Below are 13,312 nucleotides of genomic sequence, written 5' to 3' on the forward strand. Positions count from 1 at the left end.
GCGCGCGGATTGAACACGCGGCCGGTCATGCGCCCGGCGTGGTTTCCTTGAACTTGCCGTAGGCCATCAAGCGTTCGAAGCGGCGCTCGCGCAGCGCATCGATGCTCATGCCCTGGAACTGGCGCAGCGAATCGGCGAGCGCCCGGCGCAGCAGCGCCGCCATGCCCTTCGGATCGCGATGCGCGCCGCCGAGCGGCTCGTTGATGATCTTGTCGATCAGGCCGAGCGCCTTCAGGCGGTGCGCGGTCAGGCCCAGCGCTTCCGCGGCTTCCGGCGCCTTCGCGGCACTCTTCCACAGGATCGACGCGCAGCCTTCCGGCGAGATCACCGAGTAGGTCGAGAACTGCAGCATCATCACGGTGTCGGCCACGGCGATCGCGAGCGCGCCGCCCGAACCGCCCTCGCCGATCACCGTCGTGATGATCGGCGTCTTCAGCTCGGCCATCACGTACAGGTTGCGGCCGATCGCCTCCGACTGGCCGCGCTCTTCCGCGCCGATACCCGGGTACGCGCCCGGCGTGTCGACGAACGTGAAGATCGGCAGCCCGAACTTCTCGGCGAGACGCATCAGGCGTTCGGCCTTGCGATAGCCTTCCGGACGCGGCATCCCGAAGTTGCGCGCGGCGCGCTCCTTCGTGTCGCGGCCCTTCTGGTGACCGATCACCATGCACGGATGGCCGCCGAAGCGCGCGAGACCGCCGACGATCGACAGATCGTCCGCGAATGCACGGTCGCCGTGCAGCTCGTGAAAATCGGTAAACAGTTCCGCGACGTAATCGAGCGTGTACGGACGCTGCGGGTGCCGCGCGATCTGCGACACCTGCCACGGCGACAGATTCGCGTAGAGGTCCTTCGTCAGTTGCTGGCTTTTCTTCGACAGCCGCTCGATTTCTTCCGAAATATCGACAGCCGAGTCGTCCTGCACGAATCGCAGCTCTTCGATCTTGGCCTCGAGTTCGGCGATCGGCTGTTCGAAATCCAGAAACGTGGTCTTCATGTGTTCGAATCCTTGGGTCTTGCGGCAGCGCGTATTCTACCCGCGCGGGCGACGCTCAAAACCGGCTCTCATCTATTGATGTTTAAAACCCGATAGCCGATGTTCAGGCATCGGTGTCGGGCGCATCGAGGCTGCGCCACATGTACCAGGTCGCGACGGTGCGCCACGGTTCCCAGTTGGCCGCGACTTCGCGCGCCTCGCTGCGCGTGACGGGTTCCCCGCTGAAGTAATTGACGCTGATCGCGCGGATCAGGCCCGGGTCGTCGAGCGGCAGCACATCCGGCCGCGACAGGTTGAAGATCAGGAACATCTCGGCCGTCCAGCGGCTGATGCCGCGGATCTGCGTGAGTTCCGCGATCACGTCCTCGTCGTCCATCGACGTCCATTTGTCGACGTGCAGCGCGCCCGACACGAAATGCTGCGCGAGATCGAGGATGTATTCGGTCTTGCGCTTCGACAGCCCGCACGCGATCAGCTTGTCCGCGCCGAGCCGGATCACCGGCTGCGGTGCGAGTTTCGGACAGGCATCCTCGATGCGCGCCCACAGCGACTGCGCGGACGGCACCGAAATCTGCTGGCCGACGACCGAGCGCGCGAGCGTGACGAACGGGTCGCCGCGCTTCACGAGATGCGCGGGACCGAACTTCGGAATCAGTTTCTTCAGGATCCGGTCGCGCTTGACGAGGTCGGCGCACGCCTTGTCCCAGTACGCAGGACGCACGACGACCTCCACGCCGTCCGCTTCGGACACACGCGTCTTGCGGGCCGCGTCGGCGGCCGGCAGCGCGGCCGCCGGCTGCGCATGACCGTTGAGCGCGCCGTTCGGCGCGGCGCGCGACGCGTCCGCCTTCGCCGCCGGCACGCGCTTGGCTGCCGGACGCGCGGCGACCGGGGTCGCGCGCCTGACCGGCGCTTTTCTGGCCGTTGCCATCCTGCCTCCTACCTGACGGATCGGTCAGTGGAACGCACCGCGCTCATACGCGACGCCATTCGGTCGATCCGCCCGGTTTGTCTTCAAGTGCGATACCGGCCTCGAGCAGTTCCGCCCGGATCCGGTCCGCTTCGGCATAGTCCTTCGCTTGCTTCGCCGCGACGCGCGCGGCGATCTTCGCTTCGATCTCGTCGGCAGCGACCCCGCCCGCCTGCGCGGCGCCGGACGCCTGCTGCAGGAACGCGCGCGGTTCGCGGCCCAGCAGGCCGAGCAGGCCCGCCAGCTGTTTCAGTTGCCGCGCGAGCGATGCGTCGCGCGTGCGATTCACCTCGCCCGCCAGCTCGAACAGCGTTGCCACCGCGACAGGCGTGTTGAAGTCGTCGTTCATCGCGGCCGCGAAACGCTGCGCGTGCGGCTCGTTCCAGTCGAGCGCGAGCGTGTCGGCTTCGACATCCTTCAGCGCGGTATAGAGACGCGTGAGCGACGCACGCGCATCGTCGAGATGCACGTCGCTGTAATTGAGCGGCGACCGGTAGTGCGTGCGCACGATGAAAAAGCGCATGACTTCGGCGTCATACTGCTCGAGCACTTCGCGGATCGTGAAGAAGTTGCCGAGCGATTTCGACATCTTCTCGTTGTCGACCTGCACGAAGCCGTTGTGCATCCAGTAATTGACGAATGTCTGGCCGGTCGCGCCTTCGCTCTGTGCGATCTCGTTCTCGTGGTGCGGGAATTGCAGATCCTGCCCGCCACCGTGGATGTCGAAATGATCGCCGAGCAGCGTGCAGCCCATCGCCGAGCACTCGATGTGCCAGCCCGGGCGGCCCATCCCGTACTTCGACGCCCACGACGCGCCTTCCGGATCTTCCGGCTTCGCGCGTTTCCACAGCACGAAATCGAGCGGATCTTCCTTCGCGTCGTTCGCGGCGACGCGCTCGCCCGCACGGAGATCGTCGATCGACTTGCCCGACAGCTTCCCGTAGTTCGCGAACTTGCGCACCGAGTAATTGACGTCGCCGTCGGTCGCCTGATATGCGTAGCCGTTCGTCTCGAGCGTCTCGATCATGCCGAGCATCTGCGGAATGAATTGCGTCGCGCGCGGCTCGATGTCGGGCCGCTGGATGCCGAGCGCGTCTTCATCCGCGTGCATCGCGCCGATGAACCGGTCGGTCAGCGACTTGATCGTCTCGCCGTTCTCGACCGCGCGGCGGATGATCTTGTCCTCGATGTCGGTGATGTTGCGCACGTACGTGACCCGATAGCCGATCGCACGCAGCCAGCGCTGGACGAGGTCGAACACGACCAGCATGCGCGCGTGGCCCACGTGACAATAGTCGTAGACGGTGATCCCGCATACGTACATCCGCACTTCGCCGGACTGGCGCGGCACGAAAACTTGCTTGTCACGCGCGAGCGTGTTGTAGATGCGCAGTGATTCCATAGAGATGAACCGTGAGCCGAAGGAAACCGCCCTGGCGAGGCTCGCCCAGCATGCGAAGCTGACGGACCATCTGCTGCGGCACCAGGCCGAGCGTCCTCGCTATCACATGGGGCGGTCAGGCTGCAAGCACAGCGGTGACGGCCACGAGAGGCTAAGAAAGACTGCCTGCGGCTCGCCGGAACGCGCAGACGTTTTGTTAGAATGGCTCGGAGTATAACATTCCGATTTACGCCTATGAAACCTCATCGCGGCCGCGCGCCGAGCGCTGCGACCCTCGTAGCGACCACCGTCATGGGCGTCGCGCTGACGCTGTTCGCGGCCCCCGCAGCGCATGCGCAGAAGGCCCCGGCCACCGCCGACGGCACCCCCGAAATCGACGCGTCGATCGCCGGCAAGCAGTGGAAGCAGGCGCTCGCGCAGCTCGACGCACGCATCGCGTCGAACCCGCACGACGTGCAGGCGCAGTTCAAGCGCGGCACCGTGCTGGCCCGCCTGAACCGCGACGACGACGCGATCCAGCAGTTCGTCGCGATCACGCAGGCGTATCCCGAACTGCCCGAGCCGTACAACAACCTCGCGGCGCTCTACGCGAAGCACGGCCGCTACGACGAAGCGCGCACCGCACTCGTCACGGCGACGCAATCGAACCCGGGCTACTCGCTCGCGTACGAGAACCTCGGCGACCTGTACCTGCGCCTCGCGGCCGAATCGTACAAGCGTGCGCAATCGCTCGGCCGCACGAGCGGCGCGACCGCGCAGCGCCTCGCCGACCTGCAGAAGATCGTGTCGCCGCCGAAGGCCGCGCCGAATGCCCGCGCGGTCACGACGCCGGCCACGCGCGACTACACCAACCGCGCAGCCGCGAACGTGAGCACCACCACGCTGCCGATGTCGCCGACGTTCCAGTTCAGCGGTCCGTCGGGCGCACTGGCGGCGCCGTACGTCGCGCCGCCGTCGCAATAAGCGGCGCGGCCTCCTTTCCCTCCCAACCTGAGGATCGCAATGAAACGTCTGTTGCTGGCGCTTGGCGGCGCCGCCCTACTCGCGACTGCGCCCGCGTTCGCGCAAACGGCCACCGCGCACCCCGTCGTGCAGCTGAAGACCTCGCAGGGCGACATCCGCGTCGAGCTCTACCCGGAGAAGGCGCCGAAGTCGGTCGCCAACTTCCTCGATTACGTGAAGGCCGGCCAGTACAACGGCACGATCTTCCATCGCGTGATCAAGGGCTTCATGATCCAGGGCGGCGGCTACAAGACCAACTTCGAGGAGAAGCCGACCCGCGCGCCGATCCCGCTGGAGAGCCGCAATGGTCTGAAGAACCTGACGGGCACGATCGCGATGGCGCGCACGAGCGATCCGAACTCGGCCACCGCGCAGTTCTTCATCAACACGGTCGACAATGGCGGCCTCGACTACCCGAACCCGGACGGCAACGGCTATGCGGTGTTCGGCAAGGTCGTGTCGGGTCTCGACGTCGTGAAGAAGATCGAAGGCGTGGCGACGACCTCGCGCGGCCCGATGCAGGACGTGCCCGCGCAACCGATCCTGATCGAATCGGCCAGCATCGTCTCGAAGTAAGAACCTGCCGGCACGTCCGGCGACTCACGCGGCCGCGTCGCACGACCGGCCGCGTGCCATTTAAACCGCCTCACCGAAGGAATTCATCATGGTTGAACTGCATACGAACCACGGCGTGATCAAGCTCGAGCTCGACGCCGCGAAGGCACCGAAGACGGTCGAAAACTTCCTGAACTACGTGAAGAAGGGCCACTACGACGGCACCGTGTTCCATCGCGTGATCAACGGCTTCATGATCCAGGGCGGCGGCTTCGAGCCGGGCCTGAAGCAAAAGCCGACCGACGCGCCGATCGACAACGAGGCGAACAACGGCCTGAAGAACGACAACTACACGGTCGCGATGGCGCGCACGAACGATCCGCACTCGGCGACCGCCCAGTTCTTCATCAACGTGAACGACAACGACTTCCTGAACCACTCGTCGCCGACGCCGCAGGGCTGGGGCTACGCGGTATTCGGCAAGGTCGTCGAAGGCCAGGACGTGGTCGACAAGATCAAGGGCGTCAAGACGGGCAATGCCGGCTTCCACCAGGACGTGCCGGCCGACGACGTCGTGATCGAGAAAGCCGTCGTCGTCTGACGCGCAGCAAGTAACGGAGGCACTTCGATGTTGCAGGAGAGTCCGCCGCGAAGCGTCTCCGCGGGCGTGCCGGGCGAGCGCGAATACGCGCAAGCCGCACGCCCGTTCCTGTTTCTCTCCGATCTGCACCTGAGCGAAGCGATTCCGAAGACGGTCGCCGCGTTCGAGCATTTCGTGAAATACACCGCCGACAGCGCCGACTCGGTGTTCATCCTCGGCGACCTGTTCGAATACTGGATCGGCGACGACATCCTCGACGACGATCCGTTCGCGGCACGCATGGCCGCGCTGATGCACACGTTCTCGGAACGCGGGATCGCGCTCTACGTGATGCACGGCAACCGCGATTTCCTGCTCGGCAGGCGCTTCATGAAGGCTGCCGGCGCGATGCTGCTGCCCGACCCTTCGCTGATCATGGCGTTCGGCCAGCGCATCGTGCTCGCGCACGGCGACGCGCAATGCACGGCGGATCGCGGCTACCAGGTGTTCCGCCGCTTCGCACGCAACCGCGTTGCGCAATGGCTGTTTCTCGCGTGGCCGTTGCGCTGGCGCCGCGCGCTCGCGCAACGCATGCGCTCGAACAGCGAAGCAGGCCGGATGCGCCCCGCTTCGGCGATCTACGATGTCACGCGCGAAGGCGTGGCCGCACTGTTCCGAAAGAGCCGCGCGGCCGTGATCATTCACGGCCATACGCACCGTCCGGCGAGCCACGCCGAACCGGGCGGCATACGCTGGGTGCTGCCCGACTGGGATCTCGACCACGGCAAGCCGCGCGGCGGCTACCTGCGCGTCGACGCGGAAGGCATCCACGCGATGCCGCTCGACTGACGCCGCCCGCCGCTGCCGTCGTACCGACCGGCAGCCGGCGGCATACCTCGCATTACGCCTGGCGCTCGACCGTCTTTCCTTCCAGCACCGCCGACAGCCGGCGCAGGTCGAGGCGCGCCGCGTCGGCGCCCTGCAGCGTTTCCAGATGCGTGCCGAGCCGTTCGAGCGCCGCGACGATCTCGTCGACACGGCGGCTTTCCTTCGCTGCGTGATCGATCAGGCCGTGAATCGCGAGCGACATCGGATCGTCGGCGTTCGGCGTGATCCCGTATGCGCAGAACGCTGCGCGTTCCGGCTGCTGCTTCGGCTGCGCCGGCATCACGATGCGTGCAGGATTGCCGACCGCCGTGCCGCCCGCCGGCACCGGCTTCACGACGACCGCGTTCGAGCCGATCTTCGCGCCCGCGCCGACCGTGAAACCGCCCAGCACCTTCGCGCCCGCGCCGACGATCACGCCGGCCTCGAGCGTCGGGTGGCGCTTCGCGCCGCGCGTGAGCGACGTGCCGCCCAGTGTCACGCCCTGATAGATCGTGCAGTCGTCGCCGACGATCGCCGTCTCGCCGATCACGACACCCATTCCGTGATCGATGAACACGCGCCGGCCGATCGTCGCGCCGGGGTGGATCTCGATGCCCGTCAGGAACCGCCCGGCCTGCGACGCGAAACGTGCAAGCCAGTAGCGCTTCGCGCGCCAGCAGGCATGCGCGAAACGGTGCAGCACGAGCGCGTGCAGCCCCGGATAACAGGTCAGCACTTCCCAGGCACTGCGAGCGGCGGGATCCCGCTCGCGAATCGTTGCAACGTCTTCGCGCAGTCTCGTAAACATGATCTGATCGGGGAAAAGGCCGGCGCGCACCGCCGGCGATGACCGGCCGTTATCGCGCCGGGTAATTTGCTTATGACGTCCGGCGATTGTAGGGCCAGTCGCACACGGCCGCACGAGGCCGCGCGTTCACCCCGCCGCCGGCGCGGGTATTCGGGCGGGAGGCTTGCTGTCGCGGTGTTTGCGGAATGTTCGGCCGGCCGGAAACGCTCCAGGCCCGGCGCTTCCGAAGGCAGACAAAGCGCCCACCGGGCCGTGACGCGGCACCCGAACGCCCGGTTGCCGGCGCGCCGGCCGCTTACGCGTCGCCGTCGGGCTTGCCCGATTTCAGCAGGATGTGCTTCGCGACACCGCGCAGGATATTGACCTCCTCGCGCTCGAGGCCCGTGCGCGCGAACAGACGCCGCAGCCGCGGCATCAGCTTCTTCGGATTGCGCGGGTCGAGGAAATCGAGCGCAATGAGCGCGTTCTCGAGGTGCACGTACATCCGCTCGATCTCGTCGCTCTGCGCGAGCGTGCCGGACTCGGCCGACGGTTGCGGCGAAGGCTCGCTCGCCTGCTCGAGAAACGCGACGCGCAGCTCGTACGCGAGCACCTGCACGGCCTGTGCGAGGTTCAACGAGCTGTATGCAGGGTTCGCCGGGATGTGCGCAAGCGCGCTGCACTGCTCGACATGCTCGTTCGCGAGGCCCGTGCGCTCGTTGCCGAACACGAGCGCGATGTCGCCCGCGCCGACCTGCGCGCACGCCTGCGTGGCGGCCGCGCGCGGCGCAAGGCGCGGCGGCCCGTATTCGCGCGTGCGCGCGGTCAGCGCGATCGACCAGTGGACGCCGGACAGCGCGTCGCCTAGCGTCGGCACGACATGCGCGGACGCGAGGACGTCGTCCGCGCCGCTGGCCATCGCGATCGCCTCGGGGTCGCTCTGCACGTGCGGCACGCGCGGCGCGACCAGCACGAGACGCGAGAAGCCCATCGTCTTCAGCGCGCGGGCAGCCGCCCCGACATTGCCGGGATGGCTCGGCTCGACGAGCACGAAGCGGGTGGACGTAAAGCCGCCGGAGGGCGGCCGGGACGTGGCCGCGCCCGACTCGGACGGCGCGGCGGTGTTCTGCGGGGTTTCCACTACGATGCGACTCGGTTCATCAGAATGGCCGTATGGTAGCGCCATCGCCCCGGCAAACCCACTCGTCCGGACGGACGGTGGGGGTTTCCCCGCATTCCGGTCGCCTGAAACCGCCAAAAATCGGGTAAAATCATGCCTTTACGCGTCGCGCTCCGTGCGGCGCGGGTCGTACCCCGCTCTTTGTCAATTCGCGTCTCACCTCGCCCGGCACGCTTGCGCCGTTCCGGACGGTTGTTCCACTTCGTGGCGGCCCGTGCCGCCGGCTACAGGATCCAGGCTCATGCATCCCATGCTCAATATTGCTGTCAAGGCTGCGCGCCGCGCCGGACAGATCATCAATCGCGCGTCCCTCGATCTCGACCTGATCGAGATCCGCAAGAAGCAGCAGAACGACTTCGTCACCGAAGTGGACAAGGCCGCCGAAGAGGCGATCATCGAGACGCTGAAGACCGCCTACCCCGACCACGCGATCCTCGCGGAAGAATCGGGCGAGTCGGAGAACGAATCCGAGTTCAAGTGGATCATCGATCCGCTCGACGGCACGACCAACTTCATCCACGGCTTCCCGTACTACTGCGTATCGATCGCGCTCGAGCACAAGGGCGTCGTCACGCAGGCCGTCGTCTACGATCCGAACAAGAACGACCTGTTCACGGCCACGCGTGGCCGCGGCGCGTACCTGAACGATCGCCGCATCCGCGTCGGCCGCCGCGACCGCCTGTCGGACGCACTGGTCGGCACGGGCTTCCCGTTCCGCGAGAAGGACGGCCTCGACGCGTACGCGCGCCTCTTCACCGAAATGACGCAGGCCTGCACGGGCCTGCGCCGCCCGGGCGCGGCGGCACTCGATCTCGCGAACGTCGCGGCCGGCCGCCTCGACGCGTTCTTCGAACAGGGCATCAACGTGTGGGACATGGCGGCGGGCAGCCTGCTGATCACCGAGGCCGGCGGCCTCGTCGGCAACTACACAGGCGACGCCGATTTCCTGCATCGCCACGAGATCGTCGCCGCGAACCCGAAGATCTACGCGCAGATGATCCCGATCCTGAATCGCTACACCCGCGTGCATCCGGCGGCGGAATAACGCCGGCCGCGCCCGCCTGTGCGGCGCGCTTCGACGGCCCGGGTCCGCCTCATGCGACACGGGCCGTCGGCAACGCATGCTGCTTGCGCAGCAAGTCGCTACTGCACTGTTCCTCTGACGGCCGCATTTCCGCGTGGCATTGATATCGATGTGCTATGTTGGCCAGCATGAACGACACGGACGCTTGCGCCCGCCTGGCGCGGCTTTCGCACCAGCCGCTCGCCGGCGCCGCCACGATGGAGCGACTTTCGCCGCCCAATTGTTCGGGGATGGGCAATCCTCCCCTCGCAACGGTCGCTTCACGCTCCGATCCTGGCGTTGCCCGAGTTGTCCGGCCTGGTCAGTGCGCAGCCCCCTGCACAGCTTGATCCAGCGATGAACGGTTTGCATCCGGGATACCCGCGCAGCGAACAACGCCGCCCCCCCGCATGCCGGCCTCCGCCCGTCTCAACACTGCCACGGCTCGGCTCCGTGGCAACCGCATCCGAGTACCCATGTTACGGCTAAGCGAAGTTAAACTCCCCCTCGACCATCCCGAAAGCGCTCTCGAAGCCGCGATTCGCGCGCGCCTCGAGGAGCTTGGCGTGGCGGCAGACGGGCTCCTCCGATACACCGTGTTCCGCCGTGCGCACGATGCACGCAAGCGCTCCGACATCAAGCTGACGTATATCGTCGATGTCGAAGTCAAGGACGAAGCGGCCGTGCTGAAGCGACTCGCCGGTAAGCCGCATTGCGGCGCCACGCCCGACATGGCTTACCACTTCGTCGCAAAGGCCCCGGAGCACACCGATTTCCTGCGCCCGGTCGTCATCGGCATGGGGCCATGCGGCCTGTTCGCAGGACTGATCCTCGCGCAGATGGGATTTCGCCCCATCATCCTCGAACGCGGCAAGGCCGTGCGCGAGCGCACCAAGGACACCTTCGGCCTGTGGCGCAAGAGTGTACTCAACCCCGAATCCAACGTGCAGTTCGGCGAAGGCGGCGCCGGGACGTTCTCCGACGGCAAGCTGTATAGCCAGATCAAGGATCCCAACCACTATGGACGCAAGGTGCTGGACGAATTCGTCAAGGCGGGCGCGCCGGAAGACATCCTGTATCTGAGCCGGCCGCACATCGGCACGTTCCGGCTCGTCAGCATGGTGGAAAAAATGCGCGCTTCCATCCACGAACTGGGTGGTGAAGTGCGCTTCGAAACCCGGGTCGACGACATCGAAATCGACCAGGGCAAGGTGCGCTCGCTCACGCTCTCGAACGGGGAAACGCTCCGGTGCGACCACGTGGTGCTGGCCGTGGGCCACAGCGCGCGCGATACCTTCCAGATGTTGCACGATCGCGGTGTCTATATCGAAGCCAAGCCGTTTTCGCTGGGTTTTCGCATCGAACATCCGCAGGGGCTGATCGATCGCAGCCGCTTCGGCAAGTTTGCAGGCCACAAGCAACTCGGTGCGGCCGACTACAAGGTGGTCCACCACTGCAGCAATGGACGGGCGGTCTACAGCTTCTGCATGTGCCCCGGGGGCACGGTGGTCGCGGCGACCTCCGAGCCGGGCCGCGTGGTCACCAATGGCATGAGCCAGTACTCGCGGGCAGAGCGCAACGCGAATGCGGGCATCGTCGTCGGCATCACGCCGGAAGACTATCCCGGCGGCCCGCTGGCGGGCATCGCGTTCCAGCGCAAATGGGAAGAGCGCGCATTCGAACTCGGCGGCGGCGATTACCGTGCGCCGGGCCAGCTGGTCGGCGATTTCATCGCGGGCCGGCCGTCGACGTCGCTGGGCTCGGTGGAGCCGTCGTACAAGCCGGGCGTGAATCCGACCGACCTCAGCACCGCGCTGCCGGACTACGTGATCGAAGCCATCCGTGAAGCATTGCCGCAGATCGACAAGAAGATCGCGGGCTTCGCGATGCACGATGCGGTGCTCACCGGCGTGGAGACGCGCACTTCGTCGCCGATCCGGATTCGACGCAAGGACGATTATCAAAGCATGAACGTCGAAGGCCTGTATCCGGCCGGCGAAGGCGCGGGGTATGCAGGTGGCATCTATTCGGCGGCCATCGACGGCATCGAAGTTGCGCAAGCGGTGGCACTCAGCATGACGTCGGCACAGGCGTCCTGAGGTGCGGACAGGATCGGCGCGCGAAGCTCGATGAGCCGAGTGAAGCCGACTGTCGAATGCCCGCCTGAGAGCAAGGTCGGATAACCGTACAGGGTCGACAGCCGCCGGTCGTGATCTCCGGTGACTGGCCGAACGGCGACCTTCGAGCTTGCACGTCGGGGGCGCTGGTAAAAACCTCGGGCGATCAAAGCAACAACTTCATGCCCGATCCACGGCCACGCCGTCGCCCGAGGCCCTTTCAGGCCACGCTCCAATGATGCAGCAGCGCCTGCGGGCGGCGGCATAAGGCATCGGAAGACAACCTACGCGGAAGCTACGCCGCATCACCGACGAAAGACCTCCGGTCTGATCGATCGCCGTGCGGCATCTGCCGCATTCGCACTATTTTCGCGTCGCAGTCGCTGCGCCCCACGAGCCCGCATTGCGCACGCCGACGCAGCAATCGTCACCCTGTTCCGCTTCGCCCCTCCTGAAGCAGCTTCAATCTCGAACACAATTTACCGACCGAACCAAGAGTTACCGTTCGTTTCAAAGATGCCCAAATAGTAAGCTGACGCGGCGCTATTCTTCGGTCACCAACAATAACGCCCATGGGGGGTGACATATGAATACCTATATTAAAAGTGCCCTTTGCGCTGCATTCGTGCCCTTCGTTCTCGCCGGTTGCGGCGGCGGAGACGGCGGCAGCAGCAGCAGCGTGCAGAACGGCACGCTGCACGTCGCGATGACCGATGCACCGTCGTGCGGCTTCGATCATGTGTTCGTCACCGTGTCGCAGGTGCGCGTGAACGCCAGTTCGAACGCGGGCGACAACGACGCGGGCTGGTCGACGATCACGCTGCCGACGCCGCAGAAGATCGACCTGCTGTCGCTGACCAACGGCACCCTCGCCGACCTCGGCCAGACCGCACTGCCAGCCGGCCAGTACCAGCAGGTCCGGCTCGTGCTCGCGCAGAACCAGGGCAACACGCTTGCAAACTCGGTCGTGCCGACGGGCGGCACCGAGCAGGCGCTCGCGACGCCGAGCGCGACGCAAAGCGGTTACAAGATCATCACGCCGTTCACGGTCCAGCCAAACACGCTCGTCGACCTTGTGCTCGATTTCAATGCGTGCAAGTCGATCGTGCAGCGCGGAAACGGCACCTACGGGCTCAAGCCCGTCGTGACGGCAACACCGACAATCGTCAGCGGCGCGATTTCGGGCTACGTCGCGCAGGCCGAAGCGGGTGCAACGGTCTATGCGGAACAGGGCGGCAAGGTCGTGCGCGGCACGGTAGCCGACAGCACCGGCAAGTTCGTGCTGTCGCCGCTGATCCAAAGCGCGACGCAGGGCAATTACGACGTCGTGATCGTGCAGAACAACGTCGCGTCGGGTGTCGTCCGCTCGGTGCCGGTTGTCGTGAACACGAGCACGGCCGTGTCGACGTCGAACGTGCCGATCACGCTGCCTGCCTCGACGACGAGCACGATCAGCGGCACGGCGACGGCGAGCGCGAACGCGCTGGTGCGTGCGCTGCAGACAATCGATGCGAACGCATACGAAATCACGTCGATCAACGCAAACATGGACACGGGCGCGTACGCGCTGTCGTTGCCGACAGCCGCGCCGATCGTCGGCACGTATTCGGGCTCGCTGCCTGTCGCGCTGGCTGCCGCGCCGGCGGCGGCAGGCCAATATACGATCGAAGCGGACGCAGCGTCGGGTGCAACGCAATCGACGAACGTCAACGCAACGACGAGCCAGACAAACGTCAATTTCAATTTCTGACGGTCCAACGGCATAACGGAAAGGGTCGAACGGCCCTTTCCT

The 13,312-nt window shown here is 66.0% G+C and carries 12 protein-coding genes; 7 read left to right on the top strand and 5 right to left on the bottom strand.

All coding sequences use genetic code 11. The features are described from left to right. Nucleotides 1–25 precede the first annotated feature (25 nt). The 3 genes from R9B84_RS10880 to cysS form a co-directional block, all read right to left on the bottom strand. Complete coding sequence (locus R9B84_RS10880; protein WP_006478433.1) at nucleotides 26–997, bottom strand: acetyl-CoA carboxylase carboxyltransferase subunit alpha; 972 nt, start codon at nucleotides 995–997, stop codon at nucleotides 26–28. Nucleotides 998–1,100: 103 nt separating this feature from the next. Beyond that, nucleotides 1,101–1,928, bottom strand: coding sequence for a DNA-3-methyladenine glycosylase family protein (locus R9B84_RS10885; RefSeq protein ID WP_423757966.1), 828 nt, complete (start codon nucleotides 1,926–1,928; stop codon nucleotides 1,101–1,103). Nucleotides 1,929–1,971: 43 nt separating this feature from the next. Beyond that, nucleotides 1,972–3,369, bottom strand: coding sequence for a cysteine--tRNA ligase (gene cysS, locus R9B84_RS10890; protein ID WP_423757967.1), 1,398 nt, complete (start codon nucleotides 3,367–3,369; stop codon nucleotides 1,972–1,974). Between the two features lie 234 nt (nucleotides 3,370–3,603). Between cysS and R9B84_RS10895 the strand changes: the two genes are divergently transcribed. From R9B84_RS10895 to R9B84_RS10910, 4 genes are all read left to right on the top strand, one after another. Then, nucleotides 3,604–4,332: a tetratricopeptide repeat protein gene (locus R9B84_RS10895; RefSeq protein WP_423757968.1), complete on the top strand. Its 729-nt coding sequence runs from the start codon at nucleotides 3,604–3,606 to the stop codon at nucleotides 4,330–4,332. A 39-nt stretch (nucleotides 4,333–4,371) separates the two neighbouring features. Continuing rightward, nucleotides 4,372–4,947, top strand: a complete 576-nt coding sequence (locus tag R9B84_RS10900) for a peptidylprolyl isomerase (RefSeq protein WP_321792286.1) — start codon at nucleotides 4,372–4,374, stop codon at nucleotides 4,945–4,947. Between the two features lie 88 nt (nucleotides 4,948–5,035). Then, nucleotides 5,036–5,527, top strand: a complete 492-nt coding sequence (locus R9B84_RS10905; protein ID WP_011352518.1) for a peptidylprolyl isomerase — start codon at nucleotides 5,036–5,038, stop codon at nucleotides 5,525–5,527. A gap of 27 nt (nucleotides 5,528–5,554) precedes the next feature. Further along, complete coding sequence (locus R9B84_RS10910) at nucleotides 5,555–6,355, top strand: UDP-2,3-diacylglucosamine diphosphatase (RefSeq protein ID WP_047898460.1); 801 nt, start codon at nucleotides 5,555–5,557, stop codon at nucleotides 6,353–6,355. A gap of 52 nt (nucleotides 6,356–6,407) precedes the next feature. Here the strand turns inward: R9B84_RS10910 and cysE are convergent, their stop codons facing one another. Both cysE and R9B84_RS10920 read right to left on the bottom strand, forming a co-directional pair. Beyond that, entirely contained in the window at nucleotides 6,408–7,181 is a 774-nt protein-coding gene (gene cysE / locus R9B84_RS10915) for a serine O-acetyltransferase (protein WP_423757969.1), read from the bottom strand. A 295-nt stretch (nucleotides 7,182–7,476) separates the two neighbouring features. Further along, nucleotides 7,477–8,301: an RNA methyltransferase gene (locus R9B84_RS10920; protein ID WP_423757970.1), complete on the bottom strand. Its 825-nt coding sequence runs from the start codon at nucleotides 8,299–8,301 to the stop codon at nucleotides 7,477–7,479. A gap of 280 nt (nucleotides 8,302–8,581) precedes the next feature. Between R9B84_RS10920 and R9B84_RS10925 the strand changes: the two genes are divergently transcribed. The 3 genes from R9B84_RS10925 (at nucleotide 8,582) to R9B84_RS10935 (ending at nucleotide 13,270) form a co-directional block, all read left to right on the top strand. Beyond that, a complete protein-coding gene (locus R9B84_RS10925) occupies nucleotides 8,582–9,385 on the top strand; it encodes an inositol monophosphatase family protein (RefSeq protein WP_047898462.1) in 804 nt (267 codons plus the stop codon). A 494-nt stretch (nucleotides 9,386–9,879) separates the two neighbouring features. Further along, complete coding sequence (locus R9B84_RS10930) at nucleotides 9,880–11,502, top strand: NAD(P)/FAD-dependent oxidoreductase (RefSeq protein WP_423759992.1); 1,623 nt, start codon at nucleotides 9,880–9,882, stop codon at nucleotides 11,500–11,502. 604 nt (nucleotides 11,503–12,106) lie between these two features. Next, nucleotides 12,107–13,270, top strand: a complete 1,164-nt coding sequence (locus tag R9B84_RS10935; RefSeq protein ID WP_423757971.1) for a DUF4382 domain-containing protein — start codon at nucleotides 12,107–12,109, stop codon at nucleotides 13,268–13,270. The last annotated feature ends 42 nt before the right edge of the window (nucleotides 13,271–13,312 follow it).

The organism is Burkholderia sp. NLJ2 (genome assembly GCF_049487195.1).
Classification (GTDB): domain Bacteria; phylum Pseudomonadota; class Gammaproteobacteria; order Burkholderiales; family Burkholderiaceae; genus Burkholderia; species Burkholderia pyrrocinia.